Here is an 18,789-nt window from a genome sequence, read left to right as displayed (position 1 = left end):
TTAATAAAACAAGACAATCAAAAAAGCCCAAAGCAAACTTTGGGCTTTTGAGCATTAAGTACGGCTTAACGCTTGAATTTCTTTTCTGCTTTTTTAAATTTCTGAACATAACGACGTTTACGTGCTGCAACGCGTTCATCCACTTGCGACTTACGTCCTTCAAATGGGTTTTCAGAAGTTTTAAAGTCAATACGAACGGGTGTACCTTCAAGCTTATACACTCTACGGAATACATTTTCCAGATAACGACGATAATCCGCTGGTGTCTTATCCACCTTATTACCATGAATGACGATCGTTGGTGGATTTTGTCCGCCCATATGCGCATAACGCATTTTAATACGACGACCACTGATCATTGGCGGCTGATGTGCCTCAGTTGCATCACTTAAAATCTGAGTCAATTTTGCAGGTGAAACTTTTAAGTTTGCTGACTCATAAGCACGGTGAATCGAAGGATAAAGCTCGCCTACACCAGTACCATGTAAAGCTGAAATCAAATGGATTTTTGCCCATGGAATAAAGTCAAAACGGCGTTCAACATCAAGTTTACATTGCTTACGATCATATTCGGTCATGTTGTCCCATTTGTTGATCGCAATGACCATGGCACGGCCCGCTTCGAGCGCATAACCAATCAAATGTAAGTCTTGTTCAACAATCCCTTCACGTGCATCGACAACCACAACAACAACATGCGCGTCTTTCATGGCTTGCAAAGTTTTAACGATTGAGAATTTCTCAATCATCTCATCAACCTTACCTTTACGGCGTACACCCGCAGTATCAATCAAGGTATATTGACGACCATCACGCTCATAAGGAATATAAATCGAGTCACGCGTTGTACCCGGCTGGTCAAACGCAACAACACGCTCTTCGCCCAGTAAACGGTTTACCAAAGTCGATTTACCAACGTTTGGACGACCAATAATCGCTAAACGTAAACCTGTATTTTTGTTGTGCTCGTCTGGATTTTCATCTTCTGGGACTTCAGCCAACACTTCTTCAAGCATTTGCTGCACACCACGACCATGACTGGCCGCAACCTGCATCGGTTCGCCCATACCGAGCTTATAGAATTCAACTAATGCAGCTTCTGCATGTACACCATCGACCTTGTTGGCAACCAAATGTACTTTCTTGCCCAATGTACGTAGCTCACGAGCAATTTGCTCATCCGAAGCCAATAAGCCAGCACGTGCATCAACGACAAAAACAATGATGTCTGCTTCATGGATTGCAGTTTTTGACTGCTCGGCCATGTAGGAGTCAATGCCACCTTCATTCTCACCAATACCGCCCGTATCTACGACAATGAATGATTTATTTTGATAAACCGCATCGCCATATTTGCGGTCACGAGTTAAACCAGCGAAGTCAGCAACCAAAGCATCACGACTTTTGGTGATTTGGTTAAATAGCGTTGATTTTCCGACGTTTGGACGACCAATGAGCGCAATAACGGGTTTCATAAATTAACCTTAATTCAGACGAGCCATCGTTGATGACATCGTATCAGAAACAGTATGGAAGATTTTGGTGATCAAGTAATCACAATAAAAATTCGGGGTTTTGTTTAAACAAATACCCCGATCATTCTTTTATTAGCAATAGCTAATTGAGCATTTTACCACAAGCTAAGGCAAAATTATCGATTCTGCCAAATGGTTAATGCACCTTTTCGAGTGGCAACATAAAGCTGATTGTCAATCACACGTAATGAACGGACTTCACCGCTGGTTTTCGCACGACCGATCAACTTGCCTGATGCTGGATTAATCAGATGAAGTACTCCATCCAAGTCACCAACAACAAGGTTTTGTCCCAACATCACAGGGTTGCTCAACTGACGATTTAACAATTCTTCATTCTGCCAAACCAACTCGCCAGTCGCCAAGCTATACGCGTTTAACTTACCATCGGTTGTGGTCACAAATACTTTATCTTCGGCAACTTCAGCACTGTTGGTACTGCTTGCATCTTCACTCCACACCACACGTTGTGAAGCAAGATCTGTCACGGTTACCTGACCCTGGAAGCTGGTCGTTACAAGGAATTGACCCGCAACCACTGGATCGCCAACCACATCAATCAAACGTTGAATGTCTGAACGACCATCGCTAATCGCAACACGGCGCTGGAAGCGAGGTACACCACTAATAATGTCTAGCGCATACACATACGCATTTGCAGAGCCAATCAATACAGTACGATCATCTAAGCGAACTGGGGCTGGCTGACCACGTAAGCTAAACTGTACGTTTGGCAGTTTATAAGCCCAGACTTGCTGACCCGTTACCGTATCATGTGCAAACACAGTACCATCATTGGCAATGGTAATCACACGACCAGACTGGATCAACGATGGCGACAGAATTGCACCAGACAATTTTGCCGTCCACTTTTGTTCACCTGTGGCCTGATCTAAACCAAATAACTGTCCTTTGCGATTACCGATTACAACAATCCCTTCCCCTGCTTCTACACCCGCAGTCAGTTCTTGTTTGGTAATCTTGCTTTTCCAAAGGCGTTCTTTACCTTTGTAAGCAGAAACCTGACCATCAGGGTCAATCGCAAAAATCACACCATTGTCTGTATCCAGTTGCAAGCGCAATGCTTCAGCAGCTTTTGTAGACGAAACACTTTGTGAAAAAACAAGGTTTAAACTTTGTTCTTGCGTGATTTTTGGCAATGGGTTTGGTTTTGCCTCTTTTACTTTATTGCTCGAACATCCAACAAGTAAAGCTGAAGCAATTGCAATTGCCAAAGGAAGTTTTAGTTTATTCTGCATTAAGACTCATCCACTTTGGTATCTAAGATCGGGCGCTCAAACTCAGGATCATCTACTAAAACGCCAACACTTTCGAGTTTAATTTGTAAAAGCTGACGCTCTTGTTTACGCTCGAGCAAGTTATCCCATGCACTTTGATACGCTTTACGAGCAGATTCGTTATCTTTTTTCGCAACAAAAATGTCACCGCGAAGCTCATCAGCAGTGGCCTTGAACGCAGGCTCTGTCACAGCAGATAAAGTTTTTAACGCATCATCAAACTTGTTTTGTGCCAACTGAGCATCAGCCAAACGTAATTTAACAACTTGTAGCAAACCCTCATCTTTCACTTTTGAGTTTTCAACTTTCTTCAAAGCTTTCTCAGCAGCAGCATAGTCTTGCTTTTCATACGCAAGCTTCGCCATGATAAATTGCGTCTGAATCGCTTGAGCAGAATCAGCATCTTCTTTCACAATTTTATCTGCTGCTTCAGATAAGGTTGCAAAGGCATTTGGCTGACCTGTGGCAGCTTTTGCCTCATCCATCAACTTCTGTACCTTCGCTGTCTGGTTCTGAGCTTCAGCAAGGGTCTTTTTTTGCCAGTATTCCCATCCGAAAAAGGCAATCAAGGCAATGAGAATTCCGCTAATGATTGCAGAACCATATTTTTTGGCAAACGACTTTAAACTGTCGAGCTGTTCATCATCACTTAAACTCATGTGATTGTCCTTTTCCTAAATTTTTCAACTTATTGTTTAAATTTTTCGATCAAAAATGGCGTCAGTTCAGTTAAAGCAACTTGTGACTGTTCTGCTGTCGCAAGTTCTTTAATGAGAAGCTGCTGTGATTCCCACTCCCGCTCACCCAAGATCATCGCAAAGATCGCACCAGACTGATCGGCCTTTTTCATTTGGCTTTTCATGCTGCCTTGTGAACCTGTTTTTAAACGAATCGGGCTATTTGCCGCTTCCAACTGATCACGAATCTGTTCAGCCAATACCAAAGCTTTAGCTTGATAAGCAGGCTCAGCCAATAAGAAGATTTCGCAATCACGTACAGCTTTGGCTTGTTCAACTTGCTCGAGTAACAGTAGCAAACGCTCCATTCCCATCGCAAAACCAACCGCAGGGACAGACTGATCTGCTTTACCTTTTAGCTGTCCAACCAAGCCGTCATAGCGACCACCTGCACATACCGTACCTTGTGAACCCAACATGGTGGTGGTCCATTCAAATACGGTTTTGTTGTAGTAGTCCAACCCACGCACTAACTTCTGGTTAATCACAAACTCAATACCAGCATCGGTTAAATATTGCTGTAATTGCTGGAAGTGATTGATTGAATCTTCTTTGAGGAAATCATGCAACTTTGGCGCATTTTCCAGAATCTTTTGCGTTGATTCAACTTTAGAATCCAGAATACGCAATGGATTGGTGGTCAAACGACGTTGAGAGTCTTCATCCAAAGCATCTTTGTGCTGATTTAAAAACTCAACCAATGCTGCACGGTATTCTGCACGCTCGTCGGTTTCACCTAAAGTATTCAACTCAAGTTGAACCTTGTCAGCAACCCCCATACGCTTCCACAGACGTGCTGTGAGTAAAATTAACTCTGCATCGATATCTGGCGTTGCCACACCAAACGTTTCCACACCAAACTGGTGGAACTGACGGTAACGGCCCTTTTGTGGTTTTTCATAACGGAACATTGGTCCCATATACCACACGCGCGGTGTCGCGCCACGCAATAAATTATGTTCAAGCAACGCACGTACACAGCCCGCAGTCCCTTCTGGACGTAAGGTCAGTGATTCAGGCGGATTACCTTTGTCGAAAAAGGTATACATTTCTTTTTCAACGATATCGGTCGCATCGCCAATAGCACGTTTGAATAAACCGGTTTGCTCAACGATCGGTAAGCGGATCTGTTGATAACCATAAGCATCCATTAAAGATGCAAGTTGTTGTTCCAGACTTCTCCAAGCCGCTGTTTGCGTTGGAAGGATGTCATTAAAACCTTTGATAGCGACGATTGAACTCATGATGAACTACGAATAATTTCTTTAGATTTTGCTTCTTCAAGCTCTTGAACACGTTGACGAACCATTGTTTCAATTTCATCAACCAACTGATTTGTGTCAATTAAATGGCTCTTTTCGCCATTACGGTAGACCAGTGAACGAGGAGATGCTCCCACGATCCCGATATCTGCTTCTTTAGCTTCACCTGGACCATTCACTTTACACCCGATGACAGACAAGTCCATCGGAGTACGAATATCTTCTAAACGCTCTTCCAGTGCCTGCATCACCTGAATCACATTGAATTCTTGGCGTGAGCAACTTGGGCAAGCAATAAAGTTAATGCCGTTTGAGCGCAAGCCCAACGATTTTAAAATATCAAAACCGATTTTAATTTCATCTTCTGGCTCGGCCGCAAGCGAAATACGCATGGTATCGCCAATGCCTTCCATCAATAATCCACCAAGCGCAATCGCCGATTTCACCGTACCTGTACGATAAATTCCAGCCTCTGTAACACCGAGGTGCAACGGATTATCAATCTGTTGTGACAATAAGCGGTAAGCATCCATGGTCAAAAACACATTCGACGCTTTTACGCTGACTTTGAACTCATGAAAATCTAAACGGTCTAGAATATCGATATGACGCATTGCAGACTCAAGTAAGGCCTGCCCTGTTGGCTCACCATATTTTGCTTGTAAGTCTTTTTCCAATGAACCCGCATTTACACCGATACGGATCGAAATACCATGATGTTTTGCCGCAGCAACTACTTCACGTACTTTCTGATCTGAACCGATATTGCCGGGGTTAATACGCAAACAGTCCGCGCCATAATCCGCGACAGCCAAAGCAATACGATGATCAAAATGAATATCCGCAACCAACGGCACGCTCACACGTTTACGGATTGCACCAAATGCCTCTGCCGCTTCCATTGAAGGAACAGAAACACGCATGATGTCTGCACCAGCATCTGCACAGCGCTGGATTTGCGCCACGGTCGCATCGACATCACAAGTTTCAGTATTCGTCATACTTTGAACACTAATCGGGGCATCACCACCGACATACACTGAACCAACACGGATTTTACGTGTTGGACGGCGTTTAATTGGGTTCACAATCATCGTATAGCTCTACTCTTTGTCATTAACGAGACAAACGGAATTCTGCTTTTCCATTGACGGTATATGGAGACAACGAAATTTGTTCCTGATTTAGCACCAGAGATACAGCGGTCGCATCATCCAAACGAATCTGGAATGGAGACTGACCACTCAAATTCAATGTCGATGCCTGACGACCTGTTGCCAATACTTTACCTGTTGCGTCCACAATATGCACAGAGGTTGGACGGTTAAAGTTCAGGACTAATTGGTCACCAGATGTTGCTGCTGTTGTATTTCCGCTCATTGGCAGAATTTCAACTTCAGAGTTTTTAATCTTTGGTACATCCGCATCATCCTTATGGCTTGATGTCCAATTCTGTACAGCCACGACTGCTAACCATGCCAATAATGCAACCGCCGCCACAATCGCAATGCGTTTTAACCATTTGCGGTTACGTACGCTTTTCGAACCTGACAATTTCCCCATGATTTTAATCGGAGAATTATTCAAGGCATGGCTGGCTTTAAGACCTGTATCATTAACATAGATTTCATCAAAACGCTGAATAATCGCACTTGCATCCGCATTTAAATGCTTTGCATAAGCACGATAATAACCTTTGATAAAAGTCGCTTCTGGCAATGACTTATAATCATCTTGCTCTAATGCCGTCAAGGTTTTGACAGGCATGTTCAATACGTTTGCAATCTCTTCAATTTCTTTCTTTTGTGCAATACGAATTTGACGCAAATACTCACCAGGTCGTTGAATATTTCCTAACGCAGACGATGGCGAGGTTGAGCCAGTTGGCTGATGTGAATTTGGATTTATTTCCATACGGCCTCAGTACTGTACTGTAATTGCAAATAACGTTGATATTCTGGACTATCAGGAAATAAAGCGCGTAACTGATTGACTAACACTTGCATTCCTAACTGATCCGCATTTGCGCGAGCAATGCGTAAACCAATCCAAAGCGCACGAGCACCCTGGTTTTTCTGACCTACATTACGAACATATTGTTCGTATAGTTGCGATGCATCTCTATTATTTTGTTGCAAATAGAAAATTTCCGCCAACTCTAACATTGAAATTGTTGCGTTTCGATTCGCTTGTAGCGCTTGTTTGAATGATTTTTCAGCATTCGCAACATCGCCAAGTTTTAAATAGATTCGCCCCAAGTTTTCTAGCGACTGAAAACGCTGATCATAACCTAGGGTTGCGCCCGCACGGGTAAATTGCTCAATGGCTTCATTATAGCGTTGCTGCTGGTACAAATATGTACCGTAATTATTACGAGCCTGAGCGTTATCTGGTTCGGTAGAAATAGCGCGCTTAAAATAAGACTCCGCTTTTTCCATATTTGCTGCACTACCTTCTTGTTGCAGCAAGATGCCCATCATCATATTGGCGTTGGCATCTCGGGAATTCAGTTTTAACGCCTGATCAAGCGAACGCTTGGCTGAATCCAGATCACGTGTACGAATATATTCTGCCGCAAGTTGTGTACGAACCTGCACCGCTTTTTCCGGATCTTTTTTTAATGTTGTAGATGGCGTCTGGCAAGCTGTTAAGCCCAGTAAAGTAAACACAACAGCTGTCGCTATAATCGTTTTTGATCGAGTTGTATTCAACGCTTTTTCCCCAAGTTTTATCCTTGTGTGCGCAATATTTCTTGTCGTTGCGCCACTTTCTTTTTCCACTGTTCAGCACGACGAGTACGGTCAGCAACCTGTCCTACCAATTGTCCACACGCCGCATCGATATCATCACCACGTGTCTGACGAATCGTACACACAAATCCGGCATCCGACAAAGTTTTTTGGAACGAAATAATACGGTTACGGCTCGAACGGCCATATGGTGCGTGCGGGAACGGATTAAATGGAATCAGGTTGATTTTACTTGGTAAGTTTTTCAATAATTTTAACAATTGCTGTGCATGCTCAGGTTGGTCATTGACCCCTTCAAGCATCACATATTCAATCGTGACATGGCGACGAGAGCTTTCATTACCATCTTTGCCCAAATAACGTTGGCAAGCCGCAATCAGTTGCTGTAACGGATATTTTTTATTGATCGGCACCAATTCATTACGCAGTTCGTCATTAGGTGCATGCAGTGAAATTGCCAATGCAACATCAATATCCTGAGCTAGTTGATCAATCTTCGGAACAACACCAGAAGTCGATAAGGTCACACGGCGCTTAGACATGCCATAAGCAAAATCATCAAGCATCAACTGCATAGAACTGAGCACAGCATCATAATTGAGTAAAGGTTCGCCCATACCCATCATAACTACATTGGTCACGGTACGTTCACGCTCTGCAACAGGAACATCTTCCATGTAGGAGTAGTTCGCCATCCACAACTGACCAATAATTTCCGCTGGAGTTAAGTCACGCTGGAAACCTTGCTTACCGGTAGAACAGAATGAGCAATCCAGTGCACAACCCACTTGTGAAGAAATACACAAGGTTTTACGCGCGCCAGTTTTATCATCTGCTGGAATCAATACGGTTTCAACCAGCGAACCATCACCATCACCGACACGGAATACCCACTTACGAGTACCATCTTTGGAATAGTTACGATGCACCACCTCAGGCGCTTTAATTTCACAAATTTTTTCTAATTTTTCACGTAATTTTCCCGAGATATTGGTCATCTCGGCAAAATCTGTCACAAAATATTGATGAATCCACTTCATGACCTGACCCGCGCGAAACTTTTTTTCGCCCAGATCTTCAAAGAATTTTTCCAGTTCAAGTCGAGACATGCCAAGTAAATTTACTTTATTATCGGCAGCTTGAACGACAGGCGTAGGAACAGACTGTTGTTTTTCATCTAAATTTTCTGATGAAACGACCACTGCAGAACTCATGTATATTTACCTAAACAATATCAGCGCTAAAAAATACTGTGCATTATTTACACAATACAATCTATAAAAAATAAAAAACCAGATAAGTAGTATACCACTTATCTGGCTCGAATACTTTGGATTAACGAGTGCGTGGGCAAATCTCGTTATCAGCAAAGAAGTAAGCGATTTCGCGCTCAGCAGAAGCAACTGAGTCAGAACCGTGAGCAGCGTTTTCGTCGATGCTTACAGCGAAATCAGCGCGGATTGTGCCTGGAGCCGCTTCTTTAGGGTTAGTTGCGCCCAAGATATCACGGTGAGCAAGAACTGCGTTTTCGCCTTCAAGAACTGAAACAACAACTGGACCAGAAGTCATGAATGCAACGAGGTCAGCAAAGAAACCACGTTCTTTGTGCTCTGCATAGAAACCTTCAGCATCAGCTTGAGAAAGGTGTTTCATTTTAGTTGCAACGATTTTCAAACCTGATTTTTCGAAACGAGCAAAGATGTCGCCGATGTGGTTTTTAGAAACTGCATCTGGTTTTACGATAGATAAAGTACGTTCAATCGCCATGATTGACTCCTATTATGGTTTAAACTAAAAAAATTTGCCGCATTATACCGATGTCATCGCTAATAATCAGCTTGAATATGCAAAAGTTCAGCGATTTCTGACGAATTTCTAACGAACTTCATCCAGCCAAGCCATTTGAATGGCTTCAAGCAAACCTTCCGTTGATTTAGTAGGGTCATCACTAAAGTCTGGTAAAGCACACACCCATGCATGTAGATCCGTAAATCGAATCCACTGTGGATCGACTTCTGGATGCGCTTCAGTGAGTTCAATCGCAATATCAATCGTATCTGTCCAGCGTAAGCCCATATAACAACCTGAATAAAAGTATGTGATTGAGCGTACTTTAACAAAACACCAGATTTAAGAGATAGTGTTGAAGTGCTAAATTGTCGCTAAAACACTTATATAATGCGTTACAAAATGAGATTAAAGCTCGGTGCCAGCAAAATGATTGCACTTGCAACCGATGCCCCAATCATTGCACCGACAATGACATCGCTTGGATAGTGTAGTCCCAGAATCATGCGGGACAATGCGACCAAGATCGTAAACGGTAACATCAGGATCAATAACAATGGCTCAATATAGCCCAATGTGATGGTCACCATGACAGCATGTAAGGTATGACCAGAGGGAAAGCTAAAATGATCCAGTGGTCGCTCTCCCAAGATGATCACCTGATGTACCTGATAAGGTCTTGGACGCGTGGTTTTATTTTTTAAAAATTTATAAATCAAGGTTCCCACTGACCCTGCCCCAATCAGATACAAGATCTGCACACCGTACGCCAAACCGTGCATCCCCCATACCGACAACAACATGACATACCAAAATGGCCCATCGCCCAAACGACTGATCGTCTTAAAAAATAAAGCGACACGCTGCGACTGTGAAAGATGATTCAGGTAGACACACCCTTTTAAATCGAGATCCAGCATTTTTATTTTTGCATTTTGAAATTTCATACTTTTTCTCCTCTTCAGGATTTAGGTCGTCGTCATGGGAGACTCCTCACGACCTGATAAAATGCGTGTTCTAATTGTTGTACCGGAAACTGCCAACTGCTTTGTTGTACGCTTTCGCTGGCAAGCAACCCCATTTGTCTCAACTGTGGCAGCGCAGGTAAATGACAAATCGATTGAATAAAATCAGTCGTCTCTCCAAGCTGACTCAGCCAGCCTGTCACTTCATGTCTCACATGTTGATGCGCACAGACATAGTCATAGGCAACCACAGGTAGTCCACTGGCAATGGCTTCTAAAACGACGTTCCCAAACGTATCGGCCTGACTAGCAAAGGTAAACACATCGGCACTGGCATAAGCCGCCGAAAGTTCCTTTCCACTCAAGCTCCCCATAAAGATTACATCACTGGATTGCGCCATCTTGCTCAGACGTGTCTGATCTGGTCCTTCTCCAACAATCACGAATTTAATATTTTTGCCTTGTCGTGCCTGTAAAGCATGGAAGCTTTTCACCAACACATCTACTTCTTTTTCAGGTGATAAGCGTCCGACATATAGCATGACACGGGTGTCAGCATCAGCGCCCCATTGTTGGCGCAGCTGCTCTGAACGATGTTTCGGTGAAAACTTTTCCGTATCCACACCACGACCCACCACCACCAAAGGACACGTTACGCCAAAACCGCGTAAGGCCTGCTCTGTATATTGGCTTGGTACGCAGGTCACATCGGTACTGTTATGAAACCATGTTAAGTAACGCTGAATCGGCTTGACCAGAAAAGCCAGATCAAAGAAACGGCTAAAATCATGAAAGGCTGAATGGAAGCCACTAGAAACTGCAACCTTTCGCGATTTTGCGGCCTGCAAAGCGGTTAGACCCAATGGCCCTTCTGTGACGATATGCACTACATCAGGCATAAATTTTTCAAAGGCTTTTGAAACCTTGAGGTATTGCGGCCATCCGAATTGTACACTTGGATATTTAGGAATCGGCTGTGACATCACCAGACATTCCTGATCTGGGTGGAATTCGGTACATACTGCTTTTTGTGTTGGTCGTACCAGTAAAATTTTATGTCCAAGTCGCTGTAAACCCTGACACAATTGCATCATTGATAAAGCCACACCATTAATTTCTGGGGGCCAGGTTTCAGTCACAATTGCAATTCTGAGACGAGGACGAACTAAATCTTGAAGTTCAGACAATTCATCTTGTTTATTTTTGAGTTGTTTCCTTTTAAAGTAAAATTTAAAATTTTCAGGAAACTCTTGCTTTAATAGAGATGTCGCGTATGTACTCTGCATATCGCCATCCATTTGTGTCGTTATTTTCATGCTTCCAGCTTAAAAGCATTTTTTGACACTTTAATGATCAGTGTATGACAGTTTTTTGACAATCTAAAAATAAAAAATGCCCAATTTCAACATAAAAATGGGCATTCTAAAGAAGTAGACAATTCATCAAGCCAACGGATTATCTACTGCAAAAATCTGCTGATCTTCCAAGCGGAACGCCACCAGTTGCTGTCCCCAAACACAGCCTCCATCTACATTCTGAATTTGAGCATTAATGGTCTTGCCCTGCAAAGCAGCCCAATGTCCAAAAATCAGCTGATGTGTTTGTGCTGCCTGACTTTCAAACTCAAACCACGGTTGAAAACCCGCTGGCATCGGCGCATCTAGTGCATCTTTAAATTCGAATTCCAAACGCCCTTCTGCATCGGTTAAGCGCATACGGGTCAGATAATTGGTGATGCAACGCAACCGTGCCATGCCTGTCAGCTCATCTGACCAAAGATCAGGTTGAGAACCATACATTTCTGCCAGAAATCCATCTAGTACAGAGAGATCTTCATGCGCAACAACCTGTTGCACTTCTTGCGCCAGTGCAATTGTTTTTTCAGCGCTCCAGATACAGGGCACACCCGCATGCGTAATTAAGGTCTGTTCATTTGGAGATAAACTTAAAGGCTGTTTACGCAACCAGTCAATCAGCTCATCGCCATCAATCGCATCAATCACTTCTTGCGTATGATCTTTTTCTTTAGCCTTTTTAAAGCCACGCGCACAGGCAATCAAGGTCAGATCATGATTACCCAATACGGTTGCGGCTGCCCCACGGTCGGCCAGCTTTTTAATAAAGCGTAATGCACCCACTGAGTTTTCACCGCGAGCCACAAGATCCCCAGCAAACCATAAAAAGTCTTGGTCTGGATCAAAGCGAATTTCTTTCAGCAAAGCTTTCAGCGCCTCGAAACAGCCTTGCACATCACCAATGACGTAGTTATAGCGCTTAGACATCAAGCCACCATCTGATCAGAAAGAGCCACAAAATCTGCCAGACTTAAGGTTTCTGGACGCGCCATTGGATCAACACCCGCTTTTTCAAAGCCATCTTCCACCAACATGCCTTTTAAGCTATTGCGCAAAGTTTTACGGCGTTGAGTAAATACATGTCCCACCAAACGCGCTAACGCTTTCTCATTTTTTGCCACAATAGGTTTGGTTTCGTATGGCTCTAAACGGAAAACTGCTGACGTCACTTTTGGCGGTGGGTTAAATGATCCCGGCGGTACTTCAAATAAGAAAGTTGGTTTGCAGTAATATTGAATCATGACCGACAGACGACCATACTCTTTAGTATTTGGCGTTGCGGTAATACGGTCCACCACTTCTTTTTGCAGCATGAAGTGCATGTCTTTCACTTTGTCACCAAACTCCAAGAGATGGAACAACAGTGGTGTTGAAATGTTATAAGGTAAATTCCCCACTACACGTAGTGGACGGCCTTCCTGAAACAATTGGGTAAAGTCATATTTCAAAGCATCAGCTTCAACAATGGTCAAACGCTCAGGATGTGGCACGCGGCCAGGCAAGCCTGCTGCTAGGTCACGGTCGAGCTCCACCACCGTCAACGCATCACATTCACCGATCAAAGGCGAAGTCAATGCAGCCAAACCCGGGCCGATTTCAACAATGTTTTCGCCCGCACGTGGATTCACTGAGCGTACAATTTTGGCAATCACACGTTGATCATGTAAAAAGTTTTGACCAAAACGTTTTCGAGCCTGATGCCCTTCATCTTTAGGGTTTAGGGCATTAATTTGATACATAATAATTCCAACGTGAATAATTTACTCGTTAATCACTGACGAGCTAAATCAAGTGCTAAATCCACTGCGACATGCAAGCTCGATGCTTTTGCCTGTCCAGTGCCTGCAAGAGAGAGTGCTGTACCATGATCGACAGAGGTTCGAATAAATGGCAAGCCTAATGTAATGTTAACTGCTTCACCAAAGCCCTGTGATTTTAACACAGGTAAGCCCTGATCGTGATACATCGCTAAAACGGCATCTGCATCTTTCAGATTTTCAGGGGTAAATAAGGTATCTGCGGGCAAACTTAAACTCATCCCAATACCTTGCGCTCGATAGGTTTCCAACACAGGGTTGATCACTTCAATTTCTTCGCGTCCTAAATATCCGTCTTCGCCAGCATGTGGATTTAAACCACACACCAGAATACGCGGAGCCGCAATTTTAAATTTTGTTCTTAAATCATGGATCAGAATATCAATCACCTGATGCAAACGTTCGGTGGTAATGGCAGCGGGAACATCGCGTAGGGGTAAATGTGTCGTTGCTAAAGCCACCCGTAGCGTTTTCGTTGCCAGCATCATCACCACACGGTCAACACCAGCAAACTCTTGGTAGTATTCTGTATGTCCGCTAAACGCGATGCCTGCCTCATTGATAATGGATTTTTGTACAGGCGCTGTTGCTACCCCTACACTTTGTCCAGACATTGCATAATCGGCTGAACGGCGTAATTGTTCTAGTACATAAGCCGCATTGGCAGGATCTAACTGCCCTAAAGCCACTGGGTTTGCCAATGGTACATGTTCAACAAAGAGTTGCCCTTTCAAACTGGATTCTGCTTGTCCCTGATAAGCAATCAACTCAACATCCATACCCAACACGTTAGCGCGCTGCTGTAACATCGGTAGATCAGCAAGGATAACAATCGGCCGCTCATCTACACGTTCTGCCAGACTGAGACAAATATCAGGACCAATGCCTGCAGGTTCACCTGAAGTGACATATAAAGGAAGCATACATACCGCCAATCTTTTGATTCTGTTCTAGTGTAACGAAAATCTAAAAGCAGTATAGCCCTACATTTTTATAATTTAAGTTTAAGGTGCCGAAGCTTTGGTTAAATTCTGTGGTACTAGATTCGATGGGACAAACTCAACCTTACGCGTCCAAGGATTCACTTTGGGTTGTACTTTCTTCTCGGGCTGCACCAAAGCCACTTCATCTTTTTTCTCACTCACGACGACTGGACTCACAGCCTTCTCAATCGAAGGATTGCTTACACTCTCTTTCTTTTCTAAAGCTTGCACATTTTGCTGAAGCTGAGGTTCTTTTTTCTCTGTCCCTGTAGTTGTAGCAGCGGCATTCACAGGTCGGGGATAAGGCGCAGCAATTGCACCTTGTTTCACGATCGTTTGAGTGGTGGGTTGTTGTAATTGAGCCGTTGGAGTTGAACCCACAACACTTGAAACGCCTTGCAAATTCATTTGATCAACAGGAATTTCAATCGCTTTCATTTCCGCAGTAACCGCCATTGCAGGATCGACATGGTCATTGCCACGACTTTCCAGAACTTCAAGTTTACGACTAGTGCCTTCTTTCGGCTGGAATTCGGAGTAATTGGTGACACTGGTTTGGTCTACCCATTTATATAGTCGTCGTGCATTGGTTTGTGTAGAACAAACGCCCACTAATAATGTAACTACAACAATTTTTGTAGAAAGCGACAACTTCATCAAATTCCCCGAGAGAAGAGGTAAATACTTCTATTTATTTCAAATGATTGGTATAAAAATAATAGGTTAAATTCCACCCGCTCTCAAGATAAATAATAGGCAATTCAACTCAGCGCTGATTAGTTCTCAATTCAGTCACATTACAGCAATTTGTGCCTTCTCAGACTAATTTTTCTTGTGTGCATTTATAAACTCATGTAGAATTCGGTCTCCTTTTGTTTGGACAGATTCCACCGTCCAAACCAACTATAATAGGTAGTGGTTTAAATGAAAACTCTCAGCGCTAAGCCAGCTGAAGTTCAACACGACTGGTATGTTGTTGATGCTTCTGGCAAAACTTTAGGTCGCCTTGCGACTGAAATCGCTCGTCGTTTACGCGGTAAGCACAAAACTTCTTATACTCCTCACGTTGACACTGGTGACTACATCGTTGTGATCAATGCTGAACACGTTCAAGTGACTGGTAAAAAAGCGCTTGATAAGAAATACTATCGCCATACTGGTTTCCCTGGTGGTATCCGTGAGACTAACTTCGAGAAGTTAATTGCTCACAAACCTGAAGCTGTTTTAGAAAAAGCTGTTAAAGGTATGTTGCCAAAAGGTCCTCTTGGTTATGCAATGATCAAAAAAATGAAAGTGTACGCTGGTAGCGAGCATCCTCATACTGCTCAACAGCCACAAGTTTTGGACATCTAAGGGATACAGCACATGGCTACTAATTATGGTACAGGTCGCCGTAAGACCGCAACTGCACGTGTTTTCTTATCAGCTGGTACAGGCAAACTCGTAATCAACAATCGTACTTTAGAGCAATATTTCGGTCGTGAAACTGCTCGTATGGTTGTACGTCAGCCTTTAGAGCTTTTAGAAGTTACTGAAAAATTTGACCTTTATATCACTGTTAAAGGTGGTGGTATCGGTGGTCAAGCTGGCGCTATCCGTCACGGTATTACTCGTGCATTGATCGCTGCTGACGAAAACTTAAAACCTGCTCTTCGTCAAGCTGGTTTCGTTACTCGTGATGCTCGTGAAGTTGAACGTAAGAAACTCGGTTTACGTAAAGCTCGTAAACGTCCTCAATTCTCTAAACGTTAATCGTTTTACGAATTGGACAAAAAAACCTCGGATTTTCCGAGGTTTTTTTATTGCCCTAATTTATTACTTCTTTTTAGAACAATCCATGACTGCATCACCTGTGCCATCGGCAGAAGAGAATTCCGTGATCGTACAGCCATTTTCCTGATAGCTTCGAGTGCTTTTGGAAAATTGATGATCTTTCGGAATCGGTGCATTACAAGGTTGCCCCGTTTTTTCATGCACCATCTGGATCGGCCCATCATTATAAATAGTCACCTGACAAGCTTTGACCACATACTGTTTTTTGATGCCACCATATTGTTGACCACTATCATCATCAGCTCCAGCAGCAATCACCGCATCGGCCGCTGCCTCACTCTCTACTGAAGAGATATTGTTCTGTACCACTCCCTGAGGTGAACCCGCACAACCACCTAGTAACAACACACCACACAATACAATCAGGTAATCTCGCTTCATTCTATTTTCTCTCATTGAACTTATTGAATAATAAATCTATTCTGTAAGGCTCATATTATTAATGTTTAAGTGCTTTCCAACGTTAATTTTAGTATTCTAAACAGTCAATCAGAATTTTTTGGATTTATGTCTTTAGAAAATCCCCCAAGCCCTGTCCAAGGCATTACGCTTTATAGTCATGCAGATGATTTCCGCTCACACTGGATTCGTTTTTTGCTTGCTGAAAAACAAATCAAATATCAGCTCATTATCACAGACCATGAAGATGAGGATTTAGCAGACCTCAATCCCTACAATCAGCTCCCAATGTTGATTGAACAAAATCTGAAGCTATTTTCAGCCAATGTCATTGCCGAATATCTGGATGATCGTTATCGCCAGAATAAACTCTATGCCGATGCACCGATGGCCAGAGCAGAACAACGTCAATATATCTGGCGCTTTGAGCAGGACTGGTTCAAACTGGCAGATCACATGCTTAGACATGCCGACAGCCTAGATCTGAAACAAAAACAAAAAGCACAAAAAGAACTCAGAGATACTTTGATTTCACTGACGCCCCTATTTCAACATTTTCCATTTTTTATGTCGGAAACCTTTTCAATTCTGGACTGTATGCTGGCCCCAATCTTCTTGCGCCTGAAAAGTATGGGGATCGAATTACCAGCACAGCATTGCCGACCAATTTTCTTGTATTGTCATCGTATCTTTAGCCGTCCATCTTTCATTAAATCAATGACAGCTCAAGAAAAAAACAGCTACAATGAATTGATTTCTACGATTTAATAAGTTTTTCAATTATGTCAGAGCAAATAACTTTTACGCCTACACGCCCATATCTTGCTCGTGCCATTTATGAATGGATTTGCGATAACCAACTGACGCCTTATTTGTTAGTTGATGCTACACAACCGCATACCGATGTTCCCTTACAATTTGTAAAAGATGGGCAAATTGTTTTGAACCTTGCACCACACGCAGTTCACCAATTACACATGAGTAATGATGCAATTACCTTCTCAGCCCGTTTTGGCGGTGTTGCAAAAGAAATTTATGTGCCCATTCATGCCGTGCTTGGAATTTATGCCAGAGAAAATGGACAAGGTTTATTCTTTGATCCTTCTGAATATGAAGAGATAGAAGAAACTGCTGTGCCAGAAACAGAAGAAACAAAGCAAGAAGCAGAACCAGCGAAAAAGAAACCTTCACTAAGAATTTTAGATTAAGCGAGGATATATACAATGGCATTTGACTTGGTTCAGTATTTTGCTGAACAGATTAAAATTCAAAAACCGCAGCTTTTTAGCCAATATTCTCCAAAAGAAAAGCAGTCTTATATTGATGAAGTCAATGTTTTAGCGCTTGGTCAATTGATCAGTCTGTGGAAACAGAATCCCCAGAAACTTTATCAGGAAGTTCAAACCGCTGATCCACTTTATATACAAGAGATTGCTCGTCACCTGACGACTTCACCTCATAATCAGTCTGAGCTGAAAGCCACAGAACTCGAAAATAGTCTTTCAGAAGTACTCGCCTTACAATTGGCAGAATTGAAGCAACTCGACCAGACTGGTAGCTTCGGACAGACAGGACTTACTGAGCTATTAATGGGTCAAATCGAGCATTTATCTGGTCAAGCGGAAGATTGGGTATGGTCAACCAACCAACTTACTGAATTACTTGGCTCGAAGCCTGTTGTACAAGAAGAAGTCTCTCTTGAAGCCACCATGCAAGAATTTAATCAGATGGTGAATCAGGCACAACCCGTTGCTCATGATCATCATGACGTCGCAGAGGTTGCGCCACCGGTAACACCAACTTGGGCGTATATCGTTTCTCCTTTAGTGGCATTGGTCATTCTTATATTTTTGTATTGTTCATATTGCCAATTAATTTCGGCTTGATTTTAAACACCTAGATAAAGAAAGAATTAAATTCTTTCTTTATCATCAACTTAATAAAAAATTAATTAAAATTAAAACAATAATTTAATCAACCTAATTAATAAATTTACATTTATTTACAATGAAAACCACATATTAAATCCAAATATTAATGTGAATAAAATCACACTAAAAACCAATT

Annotated in this window: 22 protein-coding genes; 5 read left to right on the top strand and 17 right to left on the bottom strand. The window is 42.7% G+C overall.

Features of this window, described 5'->3' with window-relative positions:
* Positions 1 to 65: 65 nt before the first annotated feature.
* From der to PJ15_RS06885, 16 genes are all read right to left on the bottom strand, one after another.
* A complete protein-coding gene (gene der / locus PJ15_RS06960; RefSeq protein WP_004775614.1) occupies positions 66 to 1,475 on the bottom strand; it encodes a ribosome biogenesis GTPase Der in 1,410 nt (469 codons plus the stop codon).
* 176 nt (positions 1,476 to 1,651) lie between these two features.
* Entirely contained in the window at positions 1,652 to 2,794 is a 1,143-nt protein-coding gene (gene bamB, locus PJ15_RS06955) for an outer membrane protein assembly factor BamB (RefSeq protein ID WP_047429262.1), read from the bottom strand.
* Entirely contained in the window at positions 2,794 to 3,492 is a 699-nt protein-coding gene (locus PJ15_RS06950) for a YfgM family protein (protein ID WP_047429260.1), read from the bottom strand. The genes bamB and PJ15_RS06950 overlap by 1 nt, the downstream gene beginning before the upstream one ends.
* 29 nt (positions 3,493 to 3,521) lie before the next feature.
* On the bottom strand, positions 3,522 to 4,814 hold the full coding sequence (gene hisS / locus PJ15_RS06945; protein WP_047429258.1) for a histidine--tRNA ligase: 1,293 nt from the start codon (positions 4,812 to 4,814) through the stop codon (positions 3,522 to 3,524).
* On the bottom strand, positions 4,811 to 5,926 hold the full coding sequence (gene ispG / locus PJ15_RS06940; protein ID WP_005259644.1) for a flavodoxin-dependent (E)-4-hydroxy-3-methylbut-2-enyl-diphosphate synthase: 1,116 nt from the start codon (positions 5,924 to 5,926) through the stop codon (positions 4,811 to 4,813). The genes hisS and ispG overlap by 4 nt, the downstream gene beginning before the upstream one ends.
* A gap of 22 nt (positions 5,927 to 5,948) precedes the next feature.
* Positions 5,949 to 6,746 carry a helix-turn-helix domain-containing protein gene (locus PJ15_RS06935; protein ID WP_004775623.1) on the bottom strand — a complete coding sequence of 266 codons (798 nt, stop codon included), beginning with the start codon at positions 6,744 to 6,746 and terminating at the stop codon, positions 5,949 to 5,951.
* Complete coding sequence (pilW, locus tag PJ15_RS06930) at positions 6,737 to 7,543, bottom strand: type IV pilus biogenesis/stability protein PilW (RefSeq protein ID WP_004775625.1); 807 nt, start codon at positions 7,541 to 7,543, stop codon at positions 6,737 to 6,739. Before pilW ends, PJ15_RS06935 begins: the two co-directional genes overlap by 10 nt.
* Positions 7,544 to 7,560: 17 nt before the next feature.
* Positions 7,561 to 8,796, bottom strand: a complete 1,236-nt coding sequence (gene rlmN / locus PJ15_RS06925) for a 23S rRNA (adenine(2503)-C(2))-methyltransferase RlmN (RefSeq protein ID WP_047429256.1) — start codon at positions 8,794 to 8,796, stop codon at positions 7,561 to 7,563.
* A gap of 121 nt (positions 8,797 to 8,917) precedes the next feature.
* Positions 8,918 to 9,349 (bottom strand): nucleoside-diphosphate kinase, encoded by a 432-nt coding sequence (gene ndk, locus PJ15_RS06920; RefSeq protein WP_004775629.1) that lies wholly within the window; start codon positions 9,347 to 9,349, stop codon positions 8,918 to 8,920.
* Positions 9,350 to 9,457: 108 nt separating this feature from the next.
* The gene (gene iscX / locus PJ15_RS06915) at positions 9,458 to 9,658 is read right to left on the bottom strand and encodes a Fe-S cluster assembly protein IscX (RefSeq protein WP_004775630.1); all 201 of its coding nucleotides are present in this window, start codon (positions 9,656 to 9,658) and stop codon (positions 9,458 to 9,460) included.
* 107 nt (positions 9,659 to 9,765) lie between these two features.
* Positions 9,766 to 10,317, bottom strand: a complete 552-nt coding sequence (locus PJ15_RS06910; RefSeq protein ID WP_047429254.1) for a phosphatase PAP2 family protein — start codon at positions 10,315 to 10,317, stop codon at positions 9,766 to 9,768.
* A gap of 32 nt (positions 10,318 to 10,349) precedes the next feature.
* The gene (locus PJ15_RS06905) at positions 10,350 to 11,621 is read right to left on the bottom strand and encodes a glycosyltransferase family 4 protein (protein WP_047429493.1); all 1,272 of its coding nucleotides are present in this window, start codon (positions 11,619 to 11,621) and stop codon (positions 10,350 to 10,352) included.
* A gap of 156 nt (positions 11,622 to 11,777) precedes the next feature.
* Positions 11,778 to 12,617, bottom strand: a complete 840-nt coding sequence (locus PJ15_RS06900; RefSeq protein ID WP_047429252.1) for a symmetrical bis(5'-nucleosyl)-tetraphosphatase — start codon at positions 12,615 to 12,617, stop codon at positions 11,778 to 11,780.
* Complete coding sequence (rsmA, locus tag PJ15_RS06895) at positions 12,617 to 13,429, bottom strand: 16S rRNA (adenine(1518)-N(6)/adenine(1519)-N(6))-dimethyltransferase RsmA (protein WP_004775636.1); 813 nt, start codon at positions 13,427 to 13,429, stop codon at positions 12,617 to 12,619. The genes PJ15_RS06900 and rsmA overlap by 1 nt, the downstream gene beginning before the upstream one ends.
* 32 nt (positions 13,430 to 13,461) lie before the next feature.
* Positions 13,462 to 14,430, bottom strand: coding sequence for a 4-hydroxythreonine-4-phosphate dehydrogenase PdxA (gene pdxA / locus PJ15_RS06890; RefSeq protein WP_047429249.1), 969 nt, complete (start codon positions 14,428 to 14,430; stop codon positions 13,462 to 13,464).
* A gap of 81 nt (positions 14,431 to 14,511) precedes the next feature.
* Positions 14,512 to 15,147 (bottom strand): hypothetical protein, encoded by a 636-nt coding sequence (locus PJ15_RS06885; protein ID WP_047429248.1) that lies wholly within the window; start codon positions 15,145 to 15,147, stop codon positions 14,512 to 14,514.
* Positions 15,148 to 15,414: 267 nt separating this feature from the next.
* Between PJ15_RS06885 and rplM the strand changes: the two genes are divergently transcribed.
* Positions 15,415 to 15,843 (top strand): 50S ribosomal protein L13, encoded by a 429-nt coding sequence (gene rplM / locus PJ15_RS06880; RefSeq protein ID WP_004775640.1) that lies wholly within the window; start codon positions 15,415 to 15,417, stop codon positions 15,841 to 15,843.
* Positions 15,844 to 15,855: 12 nt separating this feature from the next.
* On the top strand, positions 15,856 to 16,242 hold the full coding sequence (gene rpsI, locus PJ15_RS06875) for a 30S ribosomal protein S9 (protein ID WP_004775642.1): 387 nt from the start codon (positions 15,856 to 15,858) through the stop codon (positions 16,240 to 16,242).
* Between the two features lie 63 nt (positions 16,243 to 16,305).
* Here the strand turns inward: rpsI and PJ15_RS06870 are convergent, their stop codons facing one another.
* Positions 16,306 to 16,704 carry a hypothetical protein gene (locus tag PJ15_RS06870; RefSeq protein ID WP_047429244.1) on the bottom strand — a complete coding sequence of 133 codons (399 nt, stop codon included), beginning with the start codon at positions 16,702 to 16,704 and terminating at the stop codon, positions 16,306 to 16,308.
* A 126-nt stretch (positions 16,705 to 16,830) separates the two neighbouring features.
* Here PJ15_RS06870 and PJ15_RS06865 point away from each other — a divergent pair, with 126 nt between their 5' ends.
* Genes PJ15_RS06865 through PJ15_RS06855 form a run of 3 tightly spaced genes read left to right on the top strand, consistent with a single transcriptional unit; the run spans position 16,831 to position 18,608 of the window.
* Positions 16,831 to 17,490, top strand: coding sequence for a glutathione S-transferase N-terminal domain-containing protein (locus PJ15_RS06865; RefSeq protein ID WP_004775645.1), 660 nt, complete (start codon positions 16,831 to 16,833; stop codon positions 17,488 to 17,490).
* 14 nt (positions 17,491 to 17,504) lie between these two features.
* A complete protein-coding gene (locus PJ15_RS06860) occupies positions 17,505 to 17,930 on the top strand; it encodes a ClpXP protease specificity-enhancing factor (protein WP_047429242.1) in 426 nt (141 codons plus the stop codon).
* 15 nt (positions 17,931 to 17,945) lie between these two features.
* Complete coding sequence (locus PJ15_RS06855) at positions 17,946 to 18,608, top strand: hypothetical protein (protein ID WP_004775650.1); 663 nt, start codon at positions 17,946 to 17,948, stop codon at positions 18,606 to 18,608.
* Positions 18,609 to 18,789: the final 181 nt, after the last annotated feature.

Source organism: Acinetobacter sp. neg1, from assembly GCF_000788125.1.
In the GTDB taxonomy this organism is placed as follows: Bacteria; Pseudomonadota; Gammaproteobacteria; order Pseudomonadales; family Moraxellaceae; genus Acinetobacter; species Acinetobacter vivianii.
This window is presented reverse-complemented; position numbering and strand designations above follow the sequence as displayed.